Genomic DNA, 23613 nt, shown 5'->3' on the forward strand with positions numbered 1-23613 from the left:
ATCTTAGGGGACAGCGGTCCATGAGGCAAAGCCGCACGACCTCCTTCCTGGGGTGGGTCGTCATGACCTGCCTGCTGGCCCTGCATGCCGCCGCGGGCCCCGCGTCGGATCAGATCAAGGTGGAGCGGCGCGGCGAGCTGCTCTCCCTCTCCTGGCGTGACGCGGAGGACCAGCTGAACGGCGTCCTCACCCCCGCCGTCCCCCGCCCCGGTGAGCCGCTGCGGCTGACGCTGTCGGTGGGAAACCTCCAGGGACCTCCCTTCCAGGGCGCCGTCACGGTCGCGTTCTCCCGAGAGGGCGTGCCGGGTCAGGTGACGCGCACGCTGACGCGCGACGCCGTGGGCTGGAGCACCGAGTTCGTCCCCGACGAGGCCGGCACGTGGGATGTGGACGTGCGCTTCCTCACCACCCGCCCCAAGTCGGCCCACGCGCGCTTCACCGTGAGCGAGCCTCCGGTTCCACCCATGGTCTGGCGCGTCCTGATGGCCATCGCCGGAGGGCTCCTGCTGGCGCGGGTGCTGTACGCCGTCACGCGGCGAGGCGTGACGCCGGAGCACCCCATCCCTCCCCTGCCCCAGGCGCCTGCGGAAGCCACACCCGTGGAGTCCGGTGCCGAGCCTCCAGTGGAGCCCGCCGCCCCTCCGGCGGATCCGCCCGCTGATCGGTAACACCGCCCTTCTTACAGTCCGTCGTTACAGCCATGCGGGGCCCCGGGAGGGAAAAAGTCTTCCCAGGTTGGGTCTCGTCACGGCCACGTCACGGGGCATCCACCCCGAGCGCCGCTTCCGGATGTCCGGCAGTGCACGTCCCTGCCCTGGGCACCGGGGTTGCACAGGGGAGCAGGCGGCGGGTCGGAAGGCGTCGGGCATTACCGGGGCGGGGAGACATCGGGCATGGGCGGGACGGGGCTGGAGGAAAAGGGGTGGCGGCGGGGACTGCTCGTCGCGGTCCTCCTGGGCCTGCCGGCGGTCGCGAGCGCGGCGCCGGAGCCGGACGAGGACGCGGCGGCGGAAGGAGTAGACCGGCCGCTCGAGGTGTCCGGAGACGACGACGCGAAGAAGCCGGCGGACGGGACAGGTGACGCGCTGGAAGGCGCGGTGGCGCAGGCAATGCCTGGCGGTTCGCAGGGGCCCGTCATGGGTTCGCCGGAGCAGGTCTCCGAGGCGGGCGCGCCGGTGCCGGGCGCGGCGGTGCCGGGCAAGAAGAAGAAGAAGGACACGGGCCCCAAGGCGGACACGCTGGGCGAGGCGCCGGACGAAGCGGACAAGGTGGACGACAAGGGCGGGCCGCAGCAGCGGATCCGCGTGTTCGGCCGCGTGTTCGCGCGGGCCGCCGCGGACGAGCGCCAGAAGTACGAGCGCGACCTGGGCATCGAGTCCGCGCGCGTGGGCGTGGCCGCGTCGCTGTCCAACCTGGAAGCGGAGGTGAGCGCGGATCTCGCCTCCAAGACGATTCTCAAGGACGCGTTCGTCCGGCTGGCGGACGACGGCAAGCGCATGCGGCTGTACGCGGGCCGCTTCAAGTCGCCCTTCCTGCAGCGCTCGCAGGAGTCTGCGTGGCGGCTGCCCATCCAGGAGCGCGGCCTGGTCGAGGACTACCTCACGGAGACGAACTCCCTGGGCGGGCGGCGCCTGGGCGTGATGGGCGAGATGCGGCTCAAGGAGGCGTGGGGCCTGAAGTTCTCCGCGGGCCTCTTCGAGGGCGGCGAGGACGCGACCGGGAAGCGGCTGAGCGAGGACGGCTCCGCGCGGCTGAGCATCCGCCCGTTCAAGTTCCTCACGCTGGGCACGAGCACGTACCTGACGCAGGTGATTGACGGGACGAAGCAGTACGCGACGGCGGCGGACGCGGAGCTGAACCTCTGGGGGCTGTCGTTGACGGGTGAGGCGGCGATGGGCCGGCTGGCGTTGGGGCCGTTCCAGTCGCAGTCGGTGCTGGCCTACTGGACGGTGCCGGTAGGCCACAACGGGTGGGCGGTGCAACCGGTGGTGGGGGCGGAGGCGCTGCAATTGCAGGGTGGCATCCAGGCGGAAGGGCATTCGGTGACGGGGGGGCTCAACGTGTTGTTGGCGGATTCGTTCAAGGCGCAGGTCCAGGCGGAGCGTGCGCTCCGGCCGGGGGACGTGACGCCCGCGCTCGAGCTGTCGGTGCAGCTCGCCACCCGCTTCCGTTGAGGAGACACCTGGAGATGATCTCGTTCGCTGAAGGGGAAGTGACGAAGCTGCGGCGTGAGTTCAAGCGCGTGCTGGAGGCCCCGGACGCCAAGGCGGTCTGCGCGAGGCTGTCGCAGGAGCTGGGCGGGTACCTGCCGCCGCCCACGCGCATCGTGTCGGTGTACTTCGACAAGCCGGGACATCCGCTGGCGATGCGCGCGCTGCGCACGCCGGACGACTGCCTCAAGGTGAGGACGAAGGAGTACTCGCCGGACGTGGGCGCGGCGGGCCGCGAGCGCGTGGTGCTGGAGGTGAAGCTCGAGCGTGGCGGGCTCACGCGGAAGCGGCGCGTGTGGGTGCCGCGCGCGGAGCTGGGCCGGACCCTCAAGGGCGGCGTGAGCCTGTTGCCGCTCATCGCAGGGGGAAGCCTGTCGCCGGTGCTGGCGGTGACGTACCGGCGGCACGTGTACCAGGTGTCGCAGGAGTGGCGGGTGACGGTGGACCGGGACATCGGCTTCCACGCCGTATCGCCGGAGCTGGCCCTGTCGCCCGTGGCGCTGACGGTGGAGCGGCTGGGGATGCCCGTGTGGGAGGACTCGCGGGTGGTGGTGGAGGTGAAGCACCTCGGGGCGGCGCTGCCCGAGTGGCTGTCGGCCCTCAATCCGGGGGGAGCGACGGCGTACAGCAAGTTCGCGGAGGGCATGTCGCGGGTGCATGCCTTCACATCAGGTGGCGTTGGGGTCGTAGGGGGTTAGGGCACCGTGTTCATCGATTTCGAAGGCATTGACGGCAGCGGCAAGACGACGCTGTCCAACCTGCTCGCGGCCCGGCTGAAGCGGCTGGGCTACAAGGTCGCGCACGCGCGCGAGGGCGGCGAATTGCAGTCGCCCACCGCGCGGCGCATCCGCGACCTGACGCGCGACGCGAAGCTCCTGGAGATGGGCCCGCGCGCCGAGTTCTTCCTGAACCTGGCCCGTGACGCGCAGCAGTTGGAAGAGGTCATCGCGCCCGCGCTAAAGCGGGGCGACGTGTGCATCACCGACCGCTACCTCTACTCGCAGCTCGCGCTGACGGGCGGTGGGCGGGGCCTGAAGGAGGCGCAGCTGTTGCCCGCGTGCGAGCTGGCGTCGCAGGGGCTGTGGCCGGACCTGGTCATCCTGGTGGACGTCGACCCGGACCTGGCGCGGCTGCGCAAGCGGCTGGGCAAGGTGCAGAGCGGCAAGGTGAACGACGCGGACAGCCGCAAGGGACTGGTCGGCGCGGGGCTGGCGGTGCGCGTGCGCGAGGCGTTCCTGGCGCAGGCCCGGAAGGACCCGGCGCGGTGGATCATCCTGGAGAACAATGATCAGCCGCTGCGCGTGCTGGAGCAGCGCCTGGTGGACGCGGTGGTCGCGAGGCTGGAGGGCCGTGAGCAGCCAGTGCAGCGGCTGGTCCCCGCCCCGCCGGCGCCGGGCGCGGTGTCGGTGGACGACGTGGAGGAGCGCTTCTTCCAGGCGGTGGACGGCCTGGAGGCGCGCGAGCCGCAGCTGGCGGCGTGGCTGCTCAACGGCATCCCGGGCCTGCCCGCGCACCAGCGCCGGGTGGCGTACGCGGAGCGGCTGCCGGGCCTGGTGGCGCGAAGCCTGAGCGGGCTGGATGACGACACGGCGTGGACGCTGCGCGACGTGCTGTCGGCGAGCGTGCCGGCGGACGTGGCGGAGGGTCTGGGGTTCGTGACGTCCCCGCGCTCGCACGCGCTGCGGCAGCGGCTGTACGCGCAGGCGCCGGCGGCGGTGCTGGAGGGGCTCAAGCGGCAGGACTCGCCGGAAGCGTGGGCGCTGCGCGAGCGGGGCATGAAGGACGGGCATCTGGCGGCGGTGCTGCTGGGACTCGTGGGAGTGGACGGCGAGGAGTCCTGGGTGGTCCGCGAGGCGGGCATGCAGCGCAAGCTGTACTCGGAAGTGGCGCGCAGCCTGGGCGGACTGAGCACGGGGCGCGCGGAGGCGCTGCGCGATGCGCTGATTCCGCACGACCGGCTGGCGGTGCTGAAGAGCACCACGGGGCTGGAGACGCCGGTGGCGGTGGGCCTGCGCGAGCAGTTGGAGAAGGGAGCGCTGAAGCTGGTGCTGCGTTCGCTGACCGGCGTGGACACGCCGCGGGCCTGGGCGATGCGTGAGCGGGGCGCGCAGTCCACCAAGGAGGCGTTGGACTCCGTGGACGGGATGGACTCGCCGGCCGCGTGGAAGCTGCGGGCCTCCGCGGCGCGTCGGTGGCCAGCGACGGTGGTGTCGTCGATGCGCGGGCTGCCGCTGGTGGCGGAGACGCGGGCGCTGTTGGAGCGCATCCTGGAGGAGCAGGCCGGGAAGCTGCCGGTGCTGCGCAACGCGTACGCGGTGGTGGCGCACGCTCGCGCGCTGGAGCAGGCGCAGCGGCCGGCGCGGGCGCTGGCGGAGACGCTGGGAGTGGACGCCGGGCGGCAGGAGGCATGACGCCCATGGAGGGTCCGTTCGGAGCGCTGTTCCAGGACGTGGAGCAGGAGCTGCAGTCGCTGTCGATGGGGGCCATCCTCCCGCGGCTGGTGGCTGCGGCGGTGATTGGCGCGCTGTTGTCGTCGCGGCCGTGGCGGATGGTGACGGGCAAGCCGCTGCCGAAGGTGGAGATGGTGCAAGCGCAGATCCTCCTCTGCGCGGCGGCGGCGGTGATTACCGCGGTGATTGGCAACAGCGTGGCGAAGGCCTTCGGACTGGTGGGCCTGGGCGGGTTCGTGCGGTTCCGCTCGGGGCTGAAGGACCCGCGTGACGCGGCCATCCTGTTCCTGGTGATTGGCCTGGGCATGGCCTGCGGCCACGGGAACCTGGTGCTGGCGTGCGTGGGCACGGGGTTCGTGGCGGTGCTGCTCTTCGTGCTGGACCTGTTCGAGAAGAAGGCCGTGGCGACGAAGGAGTCGAAGCAGCGGCTGCTGGTGTCCGCGCAGGCGGATGACCTGGTGCGAGCGGAGGCCACGCTGAGGGCGGCGCTGGGCGAGCGCAACGTGCTGGTGAAGAGCTGCGCGATGGACTTCTCCGCGCGGCGCGTGGAGCTGGAAGTAGAGGAGCCGGAGCCTGGAAGCCTGGCGGCGGCGTTGGGACGGACGGAAGGGGCGCCCTTGCGGGGCCTGCGGTGGACGGCGGTGAGCGCGAAGGGCGCGCGGGAGGAGACGGTATGAAGTTCAGGAAGCTGGCGGTGCTGTTCGCGGCGTGCGGAGCCATCGCCGCCTGTGGTGGCGGTGGAGGCAGCCTGCCCACGGGGAATGATCCGGGCGCGCCCACGACGAACCCGGACGGCACGGTGGACCTGCCGGGCAACGCGGTGGACCCGGGCACGGGCGGCGGCACGAAGCCGGATCAGCAGGCGGAGCTGACGACGCTGTGGCCGCTGACCACGGGCTCCACGTGGACCTACCGCATCACGGATGGCGTGGAGGGGGTCTTCAACAAGGTCGTGACGGTGCAGGGTCCGGAGACGGTGCCGGACACGACGATGACGGCCGTGAAGGTGCACAGCCGGCAGGACCGGACGAAGTCCGGAACGGTCTACGAAGAGAACTCCTGGCAACTGGAGCTGACCAACGGCCTGGTGGTGCGCCTGCGCGAAGAGGACGTCACGGACGGCCTGGCCTCCAAGGCAACGACTTGGTCCCCCGCGATGATGAAGTCCCTGGCGGCGACGCCGTCCTCCGTGCCCTGGGAGCACCAGGACAAGGTGCGTGAGCTGATCACCTACGCGGCGGGAGGGACGGAGGGAAAGGATCCGACCTACGTCTGGAAGGTGCTGGAGAAGGACGTCACGGTGACGACGCCCGCGGGCACGTTCACCAATGCCATCAAGGTCCAGCGCGACAAGCTGAACAAGAGCGGCGAGGTAAAGGAAGAGAAGCAGCGCCTGTACTGGCTGGTCCCCGGCGTGGGCAAGGTCCGCGAGGAAGGGGAACGCCTGGAGGAACTGGTGTCCTACGACGTGAAGAAGCCGTAGGCCGCTGATTCATCTGGATGGGATTGAGGCCCGGGTTGGCGCGAGGGATGCGCTGGCCCGGGCTTTCAGCTTGTTGAGGTGCCACACACTGTCTCGACGGCACAGAAGTCGCGCTCCACGCACGCACTTAGAACGCTGAAGCCGGACGTGTGCCTCTGGTCTCGCGATGCCACCTGAACCTGAACGCGCTTTTTGTTGTTAGCGAAGCGCCGGAGGCTGAAATGGGGGACAAGATGGTGCGCGCGGGGTTCGTTCTTTCCCTCGTACCTACGGGACAGCCGGCTCTGCTGTACGTCAACGCGTCGCTCCCGGGGAGCAACTCCGGATGGATGCGTCGTCGCACAGAGGTCTCCTGTGAGCCCAGCGCACCAACTCACTACGAACCCAGCAGAGCAGCCTCGATAGCAGCCACGCGAGGAGAGTCAGCACGCCCAAAAACCCTGGCAGTCACCTGCCCGGCACCACCTACGTCTCCATCCTCGCGAACAAAGACGCCATCCCCAATCCACCACGCGAAGTATGGCCAATCCGAGGCCATCTCAACCGAGGAAAGCTCAAGGGCCGCGAACCGCTCACCGAACCGTTGCGGAAGATTGAATTTCTTCACTCTAGAAGTGCGTGCTCCATACGCCGCAGAGAACATAGCCATGTCTTCAAGATATCTTTCGACGGAACTGGCAGCAGGCCACTCTCCCAGATAGATGGCGCCATCCCCCCTCATATAAAGCGCATACTGCGCAGCCCGGAATGAGCCACAACTCACCAGGGTATTCCCGTCGTCGTCCTCATCTGAAACTGGCCCAGTAACGCCGCCACTCCAATCCTCATACCAAAGTCCTAGCGAAAGGACTTCTCCGGGGATGTCCAGAATCAGGCCGCCGAAGTCTCTCTGGAAACCAACAAACACCGACGGCTCAAGACCGGGCTCGTTCGCCAAGAGCCAAGACCGAACCGTCGCTTCATCATTCGGAACACGATGAACTGATGCTGCTCGCAGGAGCCGTTGCGCTCTCTCTGAGAGCCTCCTCTGTTGCCAGCCCATCATTGGGAATCTCCGGCGCCCCATGGCGCTGTCGGTTGGAACCGCGCTCCATCCGGGAACACAGCTCTGCCGAACGTGGTCGAACAATACGCACACACAGCTTTGATTGCAATACGCGGCTCCATTCCTGGCCCCATGTACGTGATTTCGTAAGCTTCCGTAAACCTGAGATTTCGAATCCTGGGGGTGACAGTTTGCCCGCCGACATCAACAGGAGTGAGCAGAGGGTTCGCACAAGCAGGCTCTGCGCAAGTCACGAACGATCCTCTACCCAGATCTATGATCTGTTCCTGCTCTACAAGCGATTGAGTGTGCGCCACAGCTTCATCGAGTTCAGGCTCCAGATTGGGAACCCCTTTTTTACCTGCCGAGCGAGAAGCTCGAACGCGACCAGTCATGAGCTCCCTTGCGGCAACCACCACGACTTTCTTGTCCTTTTTTGAAGGAATATAGCTGGGGTCCTTCATGCGATTCCGAATCTTCTCAATCAAGTCGAACAGCGCCTCCTGCTGAGGCTCCACGCCCCAGAAGCCGCTCTCACCCGCCACGCTAGCGGACTGCACGTCAGAGGGGTACAGCGGCTCATAGGCGTCACGGGGAGCCCTAGGCGCAATTCCACCGATTTCGCGAACAGCGTTCTGAAGCCCCTCATCGATCGTTCCACCAATAAAATTCCCAAAGTCGCGCTCGAACCCAGACGCAGCCCCAAACCCTCCGCCTACGGCACCCGCAAAAACAAGCTGAGCAACCGAGAACTTGGATTTGGGGTCCAGAGACACCATCACGACTTGGCCTGCCGCATCGCCAAGAACGCCTCCGAAGGCGCCCGACACAGCCTCGTCAATGAGATGGGTTCCCGTCCTACCAAAAATGTAGTCCGTACTTTTTCCTGCCCAGACCCCAACGGCCCCACCGACTGCGCCACTTAGAGCGCTGATTCCAGCATATGCAACCGCCTCTTCAACGCTGCCACCGTTGACGAGAACACTGCCTGCACCGCCGGTAGCACCTCCAAGAGCTCCAGCGAGCGTGCCAGAAACGAGCACGCTGCCCGTCGCGCCCGTTGCCGTCGTTCCGATCCCCATGGCCCCGGTCGCCCACATGGATGCGCCAAGGGTTGCGCCAGCAACAAGGCCGGTAGCAGCACCGACCGCGGCCCCCTTGAGGCAGGCATCGAGGCCCTCTCCATCATTGTCGCCCAAATACCCGAAGGCACAACCACCGATGGCGCCAACACCGACACCTACCGCAAGATTCACCCACCGCCCGTCAGGATCCGTGTACCGCGTTGGATTTCCGTGGGCATACAGCCACGGATTCTGACCTTGCGATGCCGCGAGGTACGCCTCCGGGCCGACAGGATCCTCACTCAAGAACCGCCCAGTCGAAGTATCAAGCCACCGCTGCTGGGCATAAGTCAGACCCAACTCAGCGTCATAGGCATGTCCGGTATACCCAAGGCTGGCCTGGGTAGACGTGGGTCTGTTCCCATCCCGGTAATTACCCCATGCATCGTAGCGATGATGCGTTGCAGGGCTTCCGGGTGAAATACGCGCTACCGCGCTCCCCAGACCATCCTGAAGGATGCGCTCGGATCCAACTGCGAGCGTGAGCCCAGCCCCAAACTGATAGAGAAGCTGGGTCGAATCAGGCAGATGCTCCTCGACCAGGGTTCTCCCGCTCCACAGATAGTTCGTGGTTGCGCCATTGACCGTGCGGGAACGACGCAGGCCTGCGTAATCGTATTGATACGTCGCACTCCATTGTTGCGAGCCATCCGTCTGCTCCACTTTGACGAGACGCTCCGCAGCGTCGAAGTGGAACAACTTGTTAAGGCTTCCGCGCTGTTCACTGACCAGGCGACCGGCGAGGTCAGTTTGATAGGCAGCAATCACCGCATGGGCGGCGAGTCCGTTCGTCGTCTTCTGCAAGCCTCCCAACGCATCATAACCATACGCCACATGTTCCTGAGGCTGACTCACGGCATTGAAGGCGGACTCGCTGAGACTCAGGCCTCCTGCGTACCCCGAAACCCTCTTCTCTGCCTTGCGCGAGCCGTCATTGTGCAGCGCATAGAGAACGGACTGGCCTTCCGGATACCTCACACCCATCAGGCGGTCCGCAAGATCGTAGCCGTACTCCGTCGTCTCCGCTCCTCCTGGCGTTCCCGCCTGGGCGCGCTCCACCAGTTCAGAGAGGCGGTTGCCACGGTTGTCGTACGTGTAGCGGTATCGCAGATGAGGTGAATTGATGAGTGAGGAAGGCGCGCTGTCGCAGTTCTCACGTCGCGCATTGCGCGCCTCGGTAGCGATATCGTGCGTTACGGAGGCAATGCGGCCCCGGTTGTCATAGCAGTAGGAATGCTGGAGCGCGTCGTTTCCAACCGCCTTGACCCGGCGGCCTCCTGCTTCCCACTCGACATCCAGTTGCGTGCCTTCCGCCAGCGTTACCTTGCTGAGTCGCTGCAACGGCCCCACGTCATAGTTCACCGTTCCAGCCGGAGACTGAACCCAATCCATCACACCACTGTTGTGATAGTGGTAGGTGATGGTGTCCGCGTTTCCACTGTTAATGGTCTCCAGGCGGTCCTGCCCGTCATAAGACAGCGACCGTACAGTCGTATTGGCTCCGCGGCGCTCCGTCACCTTCCGAAGCTGATTCCGGCCGTTGTACACGTAGTCGACCGTGTCCAGATCCGTGAAGGTCCGCATCGCGCCCGAGGCATCCGCCGTGGGGCGCCCTGCCTTGAATTCTTCGTGGACCACGCGGCCTCGACCGTCCAGGACCCGCGCGACCCGCTCGTTCAACTCGTTCTGTACCTCGGGGTTGCCGTTCGCCCAGTTCGTGATCCAGGTGGCGGTGCCCCGCTTGCGCGACACCTCGCGCCCCATGAAATCGTAGCCGTACGTCACTTCAGGCGTCACCGAGCCCGCGGGAGGCGTGATTGTCTTCAACCGCGCCAGCGCGTCATACGTGTACTTGAACGTCCCCAGGCCCGGAGGCGTCACCTCAAGCAACTCGTCACGGGAGCCGTACAGGTACTGCCAGTCAACCGCGTCAGGGGTGCCGTCCGCCTGCCGGATGACGGTGGCGTGGCCAGCGTTGTCGTAGGCGACGTACCGCGTACGACTCACGTCCGTTCCCCGTCCAAGGCTTTCTGTCTCTGGCAGGCCTCGGTCGTTGTACGTCAACGTCTTCACCCGGAGATCAGGGGTCGTCTCGGAGTGGAGTTGGCCGTCCGCGTAATACGTAAAGGCGGTCTCCTCCGACCCGAAGCGCTGGGTCTTCACCCGGCCGCTGGTGTCGTAGGTCCATTGGGTGAGTTCATCGGGAGCAAAGCCATACGCGCGTGAGCGCATGGGCTTGCCGTCCGCATAGTACTCCCACTGGTCCTCCGCTCCCGACTGGACGCGTCGAACCACGTTCCCCAGACTGTCGACCTGTGCCGTCACCGTCCGGACACCCAGAGCCAGGTCGTTCATCGTCCAGGTTTCAGCAGACGTCACAGTCCGGTCCGCCCAACCTGTCGTCGTCGTGTAGGCGTAGCTGTACCCAGGCGAAGACCAGCTCTCGGTTTCGAGTCGGGTTCGCCCACGGTCATCAATCGCGGTCACGGAGTCGCGCTTGATCACGTGGGCCGAGTCACCCTCGATCGTTGTCCGCCACTTCATCCAGGGGCCGTCGTAACGGGTCCGCACCGAGCGCTCGCCGCTCGTCACTCCCGTCCAGACTTCATGTTCCACAAGCCCCCGTGCATTGCGCGTCCGGGCGACAACCGTCCCCTCAGGATCGGTCTCCGTCTCGAGGCCATCCCCTGGGTATGCATAGGTCCAGGTCCAAGGAGACTGAGGAGGCTGTCCATTCAGCGTACGCGTCTGCATCCGCCCCAGCGCATCGTAGGTCATCCCCCACGATTCGTTCTCCAGTGGCCCGGTCTGCGTCTGGACATTGCCTTCGGCGTCATGTGTGAACGTCGTCGTGATGTTGCCCGGCTGAGTCTCAGACACCAGGTTGCCCGCGGCGTCATACTCGCGCGTCATCCGCCGCCCCAGAGGATCCACGCTGGCGTACAGACGGCCGAGCGCGTCGTACTCCCTCACGTGGACCGCAGGCTGGCCATCTACTGTTTCCGTGATGCTCAGGATGCGCCCCTGTGCATCCACGGAGTAGGTGCGCAGTTCCTGTCGCGTCGGGGTCTCTGTCGCCGCCTCTCCTGACAACGTGTGTGTCACCAGGACCAGGCTGGTGCCCGCCGGATTGTCCGTATAGGCCCGGGTCTCGGTCAGCGTCCTCACCCCCTCCGCGGACTGAACCGTGCGGACGTAGCGCGTCAGCCGGCCGAGCACGTCGTCATACGCATACGTCTCATCCAGTCCTGTCTCGAAGTCGGTACGGTGGACCACCCGCCCCGCCGCGTCATACGCCGTCTCGGCATGGACGCCTCCGTGACTCTGCGCATTGCTCTGGACCGACACCTCGCGGCCCATTGCATCCGTCCCGGATTCCAAGACGTGCTTCTTGGCCAACGTGCCAAACGTCCGCTTGACCACCGAACCCTCGGCGTCGAGCACCACCGTTTCCACATCCGAGAACCGGCACTGCTCGTTACACGGCTCTCCGGAACCCTTGGTCTCGTATGCCCAACTCACCGGTCGCCCGAGCGCGTCGTACCCGATGCGCGTCTTGAGGCCGTCGCTGTTCGTTACCTCGATGAGGTTGCCGTCGTCATCCGGGACGTTTGTGTAGAGCGACTTGCCACCGACCGTCTCGCCTGTCAGCCGGCCCGCGGAGTCGTAGGTCAGCGTGTGTCGATACCCGCGCGCATCCTGGAACGATTGCAGTCTCGTCCCCTGGTAATCGTCGTACACCACGGCGCCGACCTGCGCGTTCAAGCCATAGGTGAAGCGCTCAGCGCGCTTGAGCCCCTGCTGGTACTCCGTCGTGTTCGACTGGCTCCGTCCCCACCGCCCGAGCGCCAGTGTCTTCGTGACCTTCATCCCGTCATTGGTGAGCACGTAGGAGTACGTCCATACCTGAGCAGGGTTGCCTGCCACCGTGCGCGACTGCAGACGACCCACGGAGTCATAGGTGAGCTCAACCCGGGCCCCCGTGGTGTGGTTCCATTCCAGGGTGCGATTGCCGAGCGCGTCATAGTCGTACTCCACCTGGTAGCTCGCACGGCCCCCCGTGCTCTGGAGCGTGCGGGTCACGTCCACGAAACGAGGCAGGCCCAGCGGCTGCGTCTCGTGGCCGGAGAACGTCAGGGTGTTCCCCGACGCATCCTGCCCCCCCTGCACCACGCCATCCGGATCCGGGAACTGTTGCGCAGTGAAGACGATGTCGGCATCCGCGTTCGTCACCGTAACGCCTTCCGAGTCACCCGAGGCAGACAGCGGCCGGCTCACGCTCACCGGGCCATTCCCCGTGGACACCGACACTCCTGTGACACGGCCGGTCTCGGACTGACGGCTTGTCACCGACCAGAGCGGCCTGCCGCTCGCACCCGGCACATTCGCGATGCTTGTAGGCGCGTCCCGCAACGTCACTCCATCCAACTGGAGCCGGTCGTTGATGGTGTTGCTCACCTCCCGCCCCATGGGCGTCATGGAGGAGTTCATCTGCACCGGGCCGCCGCGAGCCTCGCTCCCCCAGGCGACCGAGCTCGGCGCAAGACCCGGAACCTGTGTGGCCTTCGTGTTGCCATAGTCATTGAGGTTCAGCGACACATCCACGCCATCCGGCCGCTTGATGGTCCGCGTCGACTCATTCGCCGCGACAATGCGCCACCCCGGCGAAGGCATGCCCGTCCCCACCACGGACGTGACGACTTCCCGCTCATCCACGTGCGCATAAACCGCATGCTGCGCCTCGCGTCCGTAGGCCGACTGCCATTGAATGACAGGCGTCCCGCCCTCTGGAGGACTCTGCTTGAGCCGCGCGCTCGTCACTTCGTTGGAGGCACTCCACAGTGCATGGCCGCTCAGGCCAGTGGGCAGTGGCGCGTAGTCGTATTCCCAGACTTGCGTTGCAGGCAGGGCGGAGGTCCGCGAGACGCTGAGCAGGTTGCCTCGCTTGTCGTGCGTGAGCTCCAGGTGGTGCAGCACCTGCTCCCCAGCCTTGAGACGCACCTCTACTGTCTTCAACAACGCGAAGCCCTGGTTGCGAGCCATGTTGCGCAGCCGGTACGCCACCGTGTCGTCACCGGTGTTGATGGCCTCATAGGTCATGGCGAGTTGGAGCCGGCCGGGAGTGCGCTCCACCATCGACACCAGATTGCTTCCCGGCTCGTACGTGAGCCGGGTCCACCCCTCGTCTTCGTCCCCGCGACCGTGTCCGTCGTGGACGCGGTCCAGCATCCAGCGGCGGCGCTCCTCCAGGGAGAAGCCCTTCGCCCGCGTCCCGAACTCGTAGACGAAGCCCTCCGCCGTCGTCACGACGACCACGGTCTGGCCGGCCTTCTCCTTCATGTCGAGCTGCATGCCGTGCGAGCGATCCGTGACGCAGCCTTGCGCCATCCGCGTCTCCCGGACCACGTTGGCGCACACGGGGAAGTCATAGGCCTGCCCCGCGATCACCACCGAGTATCGGCCCAGCCGCTCTTCCTGCACTAAGCCGTCGTAGTTGTTCGTCCAGCCGACGCCCGTCGTACTGACCAGGCTGCTCTGGTTGTTGTAGCTGCGCGCGAAGCGGACCGCTTCCGCCAACTGCGGCACGGCGAAGTCCTCGTGTTCGAACGACAGGTGTCCGTCCGCCACGTTGATGCCCTTGACCGTGAGCTGTCCCGGGGCCCGCGCGTTCAGGCCCTCGAATGTGCCGCGCGGCCGACCGAGCGTCCGCACCAGGCGCCGCGGTTCCGGCTGCGATACCTCCTGCACGAGGAAGAAGCGCTTCGGCTCCACCCCGGAGCCGGGCATCGAGACCAGGTGCGCAGGGATGGGCTGCTGGAACAGCCGGGCGCCGTTGAGGCCAAACAGCGGCGACTGCTCCAGCGGATCCTCCGCCGAGCCACCATCCAATGGAGACACGGCGTAGGTGCCATTGAGCTGGAGCTGCACGTCCACCTGGTTCACCAGGTCGCCCGTACCGCAGTCCTCGGACGTACAGACCTTCACCCGCCCGCTGTGGATGACGGCGGGATCCAGCGCGAAGTGCGCGGAGGCCGGCAGGGAAATGGAACGATCCGTGACGGACCGGCCCCCGGTTCCGGTCTCCACCGAGCGCCTCGCCGTGAAGGCACTGCCTGCCTTCAGCAGGTCCACACGCGGAGCCATTCCCATCAGGTTGAAGCGATAGAGGACGTTGTCCGCGTTGCCGCTGAGATACAGCTCCACGTACAGCAGGTCGTTGGCGGACAGGACGTCGTCGATGAACTCGTTGTCACAGTTGCCGGTGATGGAGTTGAACGTGACGTTGACTTCGCACTCCACGCCGAACTCATCGCTTCCGAAGCGAACCACGTAATCGCCCGTGGGCGTATTGGCCCGGCCGGGCGCCGGCTGCATCAATCCCGCGAAGAACTGGTAGGCCAGATCGTCAGAGTCCGCTTCCGCCGACTCCCCATCCAGGACGCGCGAGTCGAGCGAGCCCTGAGCTACGACCTCCGGCTGTGTGAGCTCCATCACCCGGAACTCGTGCTCGCGGGCCGGGTCGTAGCGCAGCACCTTGAAGCCATCCGGATCCAGGCTGCTGTAGACGTTCTTCACTCCCAGGGCCCGCTTGGGGAGTCCCGCGGGGTGCGCTTCCGTCGCTTCGCTGAAGTCAGGCGGCGGTGCGTTGCGCTCCTGCGGGCGCAGCACACCGTCACCGTCCTGGTCGCGGGGAAACACCTCATGCCCCACGACGTGCAGGTAGTAGTTGGCCTTGGGCAGACTCCCCAGGGTCACCCGCTGGCCCGAGGGCGTGACAATGCGCATCGCCGCCTGGAGCGCGGCGGAGCCACGTCCCGGCACCACACCGAACTGCGCCACCGCCGGCTCCTCCACCGCGGAACCCGTGACACGCACCACCCGGCCCGCCAGTGGCGGTACGCCCGCCGGGACATCTTCCAGGTCGCCCTCACGGAAGCAGGCCACGGCCTTGGTCAGCTGGCTTGCCATGCCCGGGCCATAGGCGGAGCAGGTCTCCAGGAGCCGGCCGGAGACGCCTTCATCGCGCAGGTAGTCCGGACGGCATGGCTCCGTCCCACCGTCCGCACCCGGCACCCGGCACTCGGAGATGCCACCGTCGACCCGGTCCGCGGGCAGGCCCAGATCCACGGGCGACTCGCGCACGCCTCCGTTCGGCAGGCGCCACTCGGCGGGAGCCAGCGTCCGCACACGCCAGTGCGTGTCCAGGTGGACGTAGGTGTCCCGCGTGGTGGCGGCGCCCCCCGTGCGCACCAGAGTGGGCGGCGCGTCCTGACGGATGCCGTCCGCTTCCGCGCTGCGCCACACCCGCACGTCGATCTCCGGCGGGTACAGGTACACCGGCGCTGCGATGCCCAGTGAGGCAACCGAGCAGCGCGACACCAGCGCATCCTGCCCGAAGTCCTTTACCTTGAGCGGGCCGCCAAGCTGATCGTCCAGGGAGCATCGCCCGTTCGCATCAAGCTGCAGCTTGCTGATGGCCGGCACCTGGATTCGCGTCATGCCCGTGTGGCCGGTCGCGTGATTCACCGCCACGACCACCAGGGGCTCTCCTGCCGTCAGCCGCAGGAAGTTGGTCCGGTTGTCCCGGCACTCCGTCTCATAGAAGGCCCGGTCTTCGTCATTCAGGGTGGTGGGCGTGGGCGCGCTTTGATCCTGATCGATCGCGGGATTGAGTTCCCGGCAACGCTCGCGAATGACTCGCTTGAAGGGCGTAGTGGGCCCCATGCGCACCCGGGCGTAGCGGCCCTGCGCGACGCGCTTGCCGGGCTGCTGTGCCTCGCACTCGGTGTCCGGCACGCCGACAGTGAACTGGGCGATGGGCCGCTCCAGGTCGTCCGCGCGGAAGAAGTGGACCTCCGTCCGGGGAATGTCCACGTCCGCGATGGAGGCGAAGCCTCCCTTCTGCGCGTCGTATTCGCTGGTCGCCCCCTCGCCACAGTCATGACGAAGCGAACGGCCCTCGCGATCCACGAAGTAAAGCGCGCCATGCAGCAGGCGAGCGTCGACAAGGATGTCCGCGCGCGTGAGCTGACCGATGTTCGCCGTGAAGGTCGGCGAACACGCGGGATAGCTGGCGGACACCATGGACTGGACGACCGCGGCTCCCGTCTCCGGGTCATGGCCCAGAAGTGGCCGAGGCCCCAGCGGGATGTCCGCGCAGGCGATGCCCATGGCCGAGCCTCCGGGCACCATCACGGGAATGCCGTACTCGCCGGTCTTTCCCGTGACACCACTCATCGCGGGCCCAGGTCCCGTCACCGTCACGCGGACGTCCGGGAAGCGCACGACGGATTGAAGCTCCTGGCCGTTGGAGGTCGCTTGATCGTCACGGGCGACGATCAACTGGAACGTCTGCGCACCCGCATCCGCCACAGGCACGGCCTGAACGGTCAGCGTCACGGTCCGAAGCTCGGTGCCCATCCGTGCGCCCAGGGTGATGACCGTGACGCCACCCCGAACCAGTTCGACATTGCCCGCGAGAGTGAGTTCCTGACTGTCACTTCGCTGGTCGCTGACCGACCACGTCTCCCCGGCCGGAGGCGCGATGTCCACGCCACCTTCGGTCTTCGCCGAAATGAATGCATCCACGCGCTCTGCGCCAGAACCATCGGAGATCCGCGAGGCCCGCAGCGACACAGGCATCGCGTAGGGGAAGGTCACCTGCCGGGGAATCGAGATGAAACCCGTCAGCTCGTCTGACAACTGAACGGTGAGCTGCTGATCTTGCGGCGCACGAACCTTTCCGCTGATCAGGCCCGGGATGAGTTGTTGAAGGTACTCGTCCAGCACTGGCAGGAACGCGTAGGCCAATTGCGCGTGGGCCTCCCCCACGACCTGGTTCAGCGCCCGCTTCCACCACGGCGCTTCCGGCGTCTGGAGCATTCCCGGAGGCAGCGAGCCTTCCATGCCTGCATCCGGCGTCGCGCTCCCCTGCCCTCCCGACCGCGCCAGCGCTTCACGGACGATCGTGTCCTGCTGCTCGGTCAGGGCCATGTAGCCCACGAGTTCCACGGAGCGCAGCGACAGCGGCTCCTCCGTCTGGATGGTCGCGCTGTCCTTCACCACCGCCAGACCCGCCCTCGCGAGCACGTGCGTGCGTGGCTCGTGCGCGAGCACCAGCACGTAACGGCCCACCGGCAGCCCCGTCACGTTGGGGAACTGCAACAGGATGGGCTTCTGGACGCGCACGCCCGCGGGGCCCACCTGCCAGACCGCCGTGGGCGTGGCGTTGTTCTCCAGCCGCACGGGCAGCGACACGGGCTGCAGCCGCGTCGCCGTCAACTGGCCTTCCGTCTTGCCGTCCTCGAACAGCAGCGAGCCCGGGTCTCCGTCGATGGCCAGCGCCCCGTGCTTCTGGGCGAAGTCCACGTGCAGCGCCTGCGTGGTGTCCACCCGCGTCGCGCTCGCGGTGTCCACGGCGGTCAACGCCAGCGGCGCGTCCACCGTCTCCACCTCCGGCGTGATGGTCAGCATCCGGCGCACGGTGGGCAGCGGACGGCCCTCCGCCGTCGTCCCGCCCTCGTAGCGGACCACTCGCGGCCCCGACGCTGACGTGATGAACGACCAGTTGCCGTCCGCCGACGTACGCGTCGTCTCGGAGGTTCCCTCCAGGATGACTCGCACGCCCGACAGCGGCTCGAAGGCGTCATCCATCACGGAGCCTCGCACCCGCGTGAGCGGCCGCCGCACCGTGAGCTGGCTGTAGAACGCCGCGCCCTGCTCGGGCCCCACCTCCGCCTGGATGCCCTTCACCTCCACCTGCAGCAGCTCCCCCTCGGGCAGCGGCGCATTGGCGATGAACGTCGCCGTCTGGCCTCCCGGCGCCAGGGAGTAGCCGCCTTCCAGGTTCTTGCCCTGGGCCTTCACCTTGAAGCCCTGCCGCACCGACGCCAGCGTCGCCGCCTTGTTGAAGGACACGCTGATGAGCGCGTCCGTCTTCACGTCGCTCGCGCCCGCGGACGGCTGCACGCCCGTCACCACCAACGGCTCCGTGGCCGGGTTCCGGTAACGCACCACGACGCTCGCGCGCCCGATGAGCCCGTTCACGTCCGTGGCCTGAACCTTGAGCGTGTTCTCACCCAGCGACAGCGGGAGGTCCGCCCCGTACACGCCGGTGGACTCCTCCGCCGCGAGCCCCGTGCCGATTCGCACCTCCGACAGCGCGGCGAAGGCCTCCACCTTCGCGCGGACATGCACCACGGCCTGGGGCGACTCGCTGCCACTGACCGGCGACAGCACCGTCACCAGCGGGGGCGCGTGGTCGACAATCAACGTGAGATTCTTCCGCTCCGTGTTGCCGGCCTGGTCGACCGCCACCACCTCCACCACCGTCTGGCCCTGCGCCAGCGCCACCGGCACGCTGAACGCGCCGCCCAACACCGTCGCCGGCTGCCCCTTCACCGTGACGCCCGCCAGGTGCGTGTCGCCCACGGTCCCCTTCACCACGTAGGGGGACTCGTTCACCGTCGCCGGGCTCGTCGCCGGATCCGTGATGGTCAACGTGGGCTTCGTGCGGTCCACCGCCACCGTGCGCGTGGTGCTCGCCGAGCGCCCTTCCGCGTCCGTCACCTGCACCGCCAGCGTGTGGTCCCCTTCCGGGAGCGCCAACGCCAGGGTGAAGCTGCGCGCCGAAACCGCCGCGCTGACCCCATTGACCTTCACCTGCAACGGCAACGTCCCGCCCTGCACCTGGCCCGCCACCGCCACGCTCACGCCCCCCAGCACCGCCCCCTGCGTGGGGGACTCCAGCGCCAGCACCGGCGCCGCCGCCCCACTGCCCGCATCCACGGACGTACCCGCATCCGAGCCCGACCCGCCATCCAGCGGACTGCCCGCATCCACCGTCGTGCCCGCATCGCTTCCGGTACCGGTCCCCGCGTCCGCGATCCCGCCGTCCGGCAACGTGACGTTCCGCGTGACGTTGACCGTGGACTCGGTGCGCAGGCCATAGCTGTCCATCGCCACGACCGTCAGCGTCTGCGTCCCGGGCGACAGCTGCACCGTGCGCTGGAAGGAGTGGTCCGGCAACGTCGCGGCCAGCGCGCCCGCCACCACCACTGTCACCGTGTCCGTGCTGTCCGCGGCCGACGCGGTGCCTCGCACCGTCACGGAGGTCTGCTCCGTCACCAGGCCGTCCACGGGTGCCGTCAGCGACAGCGTGGGCAGCGTGGCGTTGGCGCGCAGTTGGAGCGTCTGCTCGGTCAGGTTGTCCGCCGCGTCCGTCAGCCGCAGCAGCAGCGTGTTCGCGCCTTGCGTCAGCGATTGGGTCACCTCGAAGGCACCGTCCGCCGTCAGGGGCACCGCGGTGCCATTCAGCGTGAGCACCACCGGCGTCGCGTCCTTCGCCGTGCCGCGCACCTTCACGGAGAGGGCGCCGATGCGCGCGTTCGAGGACGGGCTCGTCACCACCAACTGCGGCGCCGTCGAGTCACGCACCACCGTCACGCTCGCGGTGGACGCGTTTCCCGCGGCGTCCAGCACGCTCACCGTCAGGACGTTCGTCCCTTCGTTCAGCGGCACGGCGTGACGCCAGACGTTGTCCGTCCCCTTCACCAGTTCCACGCCGCCCACTTCGATGCGGGACACCTGGCCGGGCTCCGTCACGGAGACGGCGACCTCCACCTGGGCCTCGCGCGTCACCAGCCCGTTCTGCGGCGACTGGATGGTGGGCACCGGGGGCGCCGTGTCGATGGTGAACGTGCGTTGGGCCTCCGCGCTGTTGCCCGCCTGGTCCACCGCGGTGATGACCAGCGTGTGCGACCCGCCCGCGCTCACCGTCGTTCCGCTCGTGAAGTCCGCGCCGTCCAGCTTCGCCGTCGCGGTCCCCGGGTGCGCATCCTCCACCGTCCAGGAGATGGTCGCGGGCGTGTTGCGGTGCTGTCCGTCCGCCACGCCCGTCACGGTGATGACCGGCGCGACGCGGTCGATGGTGAACTGGGCCGTTTTGCTGTCGGTGTTGCCCGCCCGGTCCCACGCGCTCACCACCAGCGTGTAGTCCTTCGAAGCGGAGAGCGTCGTGCCCGCCTCGAAGACCACACCGTCCAGCTTCGCCTCGACCCGGTCCGGATGCGCTTCCGTGAGCGTCCAGCCCGGCGTCACCTGCTGGTTCGTCAGCGGCTGCGCGGGAAGGCCCGTGAGCAGGAGGACCGGCGGCGTGAAGTCGAGCACGAAGAGCACGGTGCTCGTGGAGGTGTGGTTCAGCTGATCCACCGCCGTCACCACCAGCGAGTACTCGCCCGCTTCGGAGACTTGCGTCCCGCTGGTGAAGTCCGCCCCGTTCAGCTTCGCGGTGAGCGATTGCGGATAGGCATCCGTCGCGGTGAAGCCCACCTGCACGGGCGCCTTGTAGTGCGCGCCGGGAGTGACGCCGGTGACTGCAATGACGGGCGCCGTGCGGTCGATGCTGAAGGAGGCCACCACCGACGACTGCCTTCCGGAGAAGTCCTCGGCCTTCACCTCCAGCAGGTACGAGCCATCCTCGGTGACCTCCGTGCCGCTCTCGAAGGGAACGCCTTTCAACGTGGCGGTGACCGACTTCAGGTTCACGTCTGCCACCGTGAAGGTGGGCGTCACCGTCGTGGAGACCGGGCTCGTCTGGGGCAGCCCGCCCAACGTGATGACGGGCGGGTTGAGGTCCAGGGTGAAGTGGCGCTGCGCCACCGTGCGGTTGCCGGCCCGGTCCGTGGCCTCCACCTCCAACGTGTGCTGTCCTTCACCCGCGACAGTGCTCCCGTTGGTGAACTCCACGCCGTCGAGCCGTCCCACCACGCTGCCGACGACCAGATGGGCGTCCGTGGCGGAGAAGGTCACCTCGACGGGCACGTCATGGACCGAGCCTTCCTCGACCCCCGCGATGGAAACCACCGGGAAGGTCTGGTCGATGGTGAAGTACATGTCCGTGACGGCGTAGTTGGCTGCCTGGTCCTTCGCGACCAGGAAGAGGCGATGCTGCCCCTCGCCGACGATGGGATCGCCGCTCTTCCAGTCGAAGATGCTGTCGCGGATGAAGGAAGTGAGTTCCAGGAACTCACTGTGCACCGTCACGGTGGGCACCACGGGCCCCGGGTAGTACGCGCCGTCCGCCACCCCGATGATCTCGAGGACGGGCCCGATGGTCAGGATGCGGAAGCGCACCCGCTTCTTCGCCACCCGGCCCTCCGGGTCCGTCACCGTCACGAGCCACTCGTGGGGTCCCTCGGCGGAATACGACGCGCCGTTCGCGATGGGCACACCGTCGACCGTGGCGGCCTCGGTCAGCGGCCCCAGGCCCGTCGCCGTGTAGCTGAGCGTCACGGGCCCGCGGGTGATCGCCCCTTCCGTCACCCCACTGAGGGTGATGACCGGCGCCTGACTGTCGAGCGCGACCGGATGGCACACCCGGGTCACGTTGGCGCACTGGTCCGCGATCACCGTGGTGACGGCGTTGGTGCCCTCCACCAGGGGCAGGTCCAGGTAGTACCCCGACTGACCGGAGAGCATGGCGGTCATGCCGTTGATGACGACGCTCTTGGCGTCCGCCCCGAACTGGCCGGACACGCGGACCGGGGAGCTGGTGAAGAACGCCCCCGGCTCCGGCTCCAGCATGGTCAGCGTGGAGGGCAGCGTGTCCGCGTCGAACACCGCCGCGCGCACCGAGGACTCCGGCCCGCCCAGGACCGTCAGCTCCAGCTGGTTCGTGGCGGCCAGCGTCACCTTCGACACGAAGGTGCGCTTCTGCGCGCCGGTGAGGCCCGCCAGCATGTCCACGCCGTTGAAGCGGACGGTGCCGTCCGCGTCCGTGCCCACCATGTCCACCACGAGCACGGCCACCCTGCCGGCCGCCGCGTCGGGGGCGAACTCCAGCGACCTCGACACGGGCTCGGGGCCCGCCTGGACGTAGCCCGAATCCGCCAGCGAACACGGAAGGGCGCCGAGCGAAGCCACCGACACGCGCACCGAGCCGCCGCCCGTCGTGGACGCCGAGAGCTGGTTGGTTGCCTGCAGCGCCACGCGGAACACGGCCAACGGGGTGCCCGCGGAGACGCCGCCCAGCACGGTGCCGTTGAGCGTCACCTCCGACGTCGCCACTTCATTCGCGCCGCGCGCGTCGCCGTTCTGCACGACGACCAGCGCGGGCTCGTTGAGCGTCCCGGTGAACGAGGACGTGCCTTGCTGACCGCCCTGCACGGGCAGGGTGCCACCCCGCCACGCGGGCCCCACGGCCTCCTCGATGACGCCGACGCACGCGGGCGCCAGCTCCGCGGGCGTCAGCCGCATGCGCGTGGAGGCCACGGCCCCGGAGGGCTTGGACGCGGGCGCCTCGGGGGGACGCTCCGGCGTCTTGCCGCACGCCATCACCACCGCCAGCAACAGCGCTCCCCACAACCCCTGGATCCGCACTCGCCCGCTCATCGAGACATCTCCCCCTGCGTTCCTTCCGTCCCCGCATCCGGTGCGCCCGCTTCCAACGGACGCATCGCCTGGGGAAAGCGCTCCACCGACACGCGCTCCCGCAGGTCCTTCATCCACCGCGCTTCCGCCTCACGGCGCGACTCCGCCGCCAGCCGGCCCCGGGCCTCCTCGAACGAGGGCACCCGCGTCTCCACCGGCGAAATCGCCTGGACGATGTGGAGGCCGTAGGGCGTCTCGAAGGGCTTGCCCACCTCGTCCGGCTTCAGCGCCGCGGCGGCCTCGAAGAAGGCGGCGTGCACCTGCCCTTCGAGCACCGGCCCCAGGTCCCCGCCGCGCGGCGCGGAGACCTCGTCCTGGCTGGACTCGCGCGCCACCTTGTCGAAGGCCTCACCGCCCAGGATGCGGGCGTAGAGGAGGTTCACGCGGTCCCGGGCCCTGCGCCGCTCGGCCTCGTCCGCGCCCTGGGGCACGCGGACCAGGATGTGCCGCACATGGATTTCCCGGCGCGACAGCGCGTCCTTCTGGGCCGCGTACCGCTCGCGCAGCGCCTTGTCCTCCGTGGCGCCCTGGAGCTGCTCCTCCACCAGGGCCTGGGCGAGCACCTCCCGCCGGGCCGCCGCGAGCCGGGCGCGGACGTCCGGGCGGTCGTCCAGACCGCGCGTGTCCGCCTCCTCCGCCAGTCGCTGCCGGTCGATGAGCGCGTCGAGCTGGGCCTGGATGCCGCCAGGCTCCGGCGCACGCTGGGACGCGAAGAGCTCCACGTCCGCGCGCCGCAGGTCGGTACGGCCCACCCGGGCCACCACGTCCTCGTCACGGCAGCCCGTGGAAAGCAGGGCTGTCAGGAAGAGAACAGATGTGATTCGGGCAGACAGAGGGAGCGCGGAAGCGCTCCGGTCACGAGCAGGACGGG

The 23613-nt window shown here is 67.8% G+C and carries 9 protein-coding genes; 6 read left to right on the forward strand and 3 right to left on the reverse strand.

What is annotated here, in order from left to right:
• Positions 1-20: 20 nt before the first annotated feature.
• The 6 genes from GTZ93_RS23705 to GTZ93_RS23730 all read left to right on the forward strand — a co-directional run bounded on the left by GTZ93_RS23705 (position 21) and on the right by GTZ93_RS23730 (position 6143).
• Complete coding sequence (locus tag GTZ93_RS23705; protein ID WP_161663005.1) at positions 21-668, forward strand: hypothetical protein; 648 nt, start codon at positions 21-23, stop codon at positions 666-668.
• A gap of 225 nt (positions 669-893) precedes the next feature.
• Positions 894-2174: a hypothetical protein gene (locus tag GTZ93_RS23710; RefSeq protein ID WP_161663006.1), complete on the forward strand. Its 1281-nt coding sequence runs from the start codon at positions 894-896 to the stop codon at positions 2172-2174.
• Between the two features lie 14 nt (positions 2175-2188).
• Positions 2189-2908 (forward strand): VTC domain-containing protein, encoded by a 720-nt coding sequence (locus tag GTZ93_RS23715; RefSeq protein WP_139919836.1) that lies wholly within the window; start codon positions 2189-2191, stop codon positions 2906-2908.
• A 6-nt stretch (positions 2909-2914) separates the two neighbouring features.
• Complete coding sequence (gene tmk / locus GTZ93_RS23720) at positions 2915-4621, forward strand: dTMP kinase (RefSeq protein ID WP_139919837.1); 1707 nt, start codon at positions 2915-2917, stop codon at positions 4619-4621.
• A gap of 5 nt (positions 4622-4626) precedes the next feature.
• Positions 4627-5337: a DUF4956 domain-containing protein gene (locus GTZ93_RS23725; RefSeq protein ID WP_139919838.1), complete on the forward strand. Its 711-nt coding sequence runs from the start codon at positions 4627-4629 to the stop codon at positions 5335-5337.
• Positions 5334-6143 (forward strand): hypothetical protein, encoded by an 810-nt coding sequence (locus GTZ93_RS23730; RefSeq protein WP_139919839.1) that lies wholly within the window; start codon positions 5334-5336, stop codon positions 6141-6143. The genes GTZ93_RS23725 and GTZ93_RS23730 overlap by 4 nt, the downstream gene beginning before the upstream one ends.
• Before the next feature lie 376 nt (positions 6144-6519).
• Here the strand turns inward: GTZ93_RS23730 and GTZ93_RS23735 are convergent, their stop codons facing one another.
• The 3 genes from GTZ93_RS23735 to GTZ93_RS23745 are packed head-to-tail and all read right to left on the reverse strand — an operon-like array spanning position 6520 to position 23494.
• Entirely contained in the window at positions 6520-7188 is a 669-nt protein-coding gene (locus GTZ93_RS23735; protein WP_139919840.1) for a hypothetical protein, read from the reverse strand.
• Entirely contained in the window at positions 7185-22703 is a 15519-nt protein-coding gene (locus GTZ93_RS23740) for an RHS repeat-associated core domain-containing protein (RefSeq protein ID WP_161663007.1), read from the reverse strand. Before GTZ93_RS23740 ends, GTZ93_RS23735 begins: the two co-directional genes overlap by 4 nt.
• Positions 22700-23494, reverse strand: a complete 795-nt coding sequence (locus GTZ93_RS23745) for a peptidylprolyl isomerase (RefSeq protein WP_161663008.1) — start codon at positions 23492-23494, stop codon at positions 22700-22702. The genes GTZ93_RS23740 and GTZ93_RS23745 overlap by 4 nt, the downstream gene beginning before the upstream one ends.
• Positions 23495-23613: the final 119 nt, after the last annotated feature.

This window comes from Corallococcus exiguus (assembly GCF_009909105.1).
Lineage (GTDB): Bacteria > Myxococcota > Myxococcia > Myxococcales > Myxococcaceae > Corallococcus > Corallococcus exiguus.

Bases quoted from the DNA above. Each gene is read 5' to 3' on its own strand.
- GTZ93_RS23705 (WP_161663005.1), top strand. From the start codon at position 21: ATGAGGCAAAGCCGCACGACCTCCTTCCTGGGGTGGGTCGTCATGACC.
- GTZ93_RS23710 (WP_161663006.1), top strand. From the start codon at position 894: ATGGGCGGGACGGGGCTGGAGGAAAAGGGGTGGCGGCGGGGACTGCTC.
- GTZ93_RS23715 (WP_139919836.1), top strand. From the start codon at position 2,189: ATGATCTCGTTCGCTGAAGGGGAAGTGACGAAGCTGCGGCGTGAGTTC.
- GTZ93_RS23725 (WP_139919838.1), top strand. From the start codon at position 4,627: ATGGAGGGTCCGTTCGGAGCGCTGTTCCAGGACGTGGAGCAGGAGCTG.
- GTZ93_RS23730 (WP_139919839.1), top strand. From the start codon at position 5,334: ATGAAGTTCAGGAAGCTGGCGGTGCTGTTCGCGGCGTGCGGAGCCATC.
- GTZ93_RS23735 (WP_139919840.1), bottom strand. From the start codon at position 7,188: ATGATGGGCTGGCAACAGAGGAGGCTCTCAGAGAGAGCGCAACGGCTC.
- GTZ93_RS23740 (WP_161663007.1), bottom strand. From the start codon at position 22,703: ATGAGCGGGCGAGTGCGGATCCAGGGGTTGTGGGGAGCGCTGTTGCTG.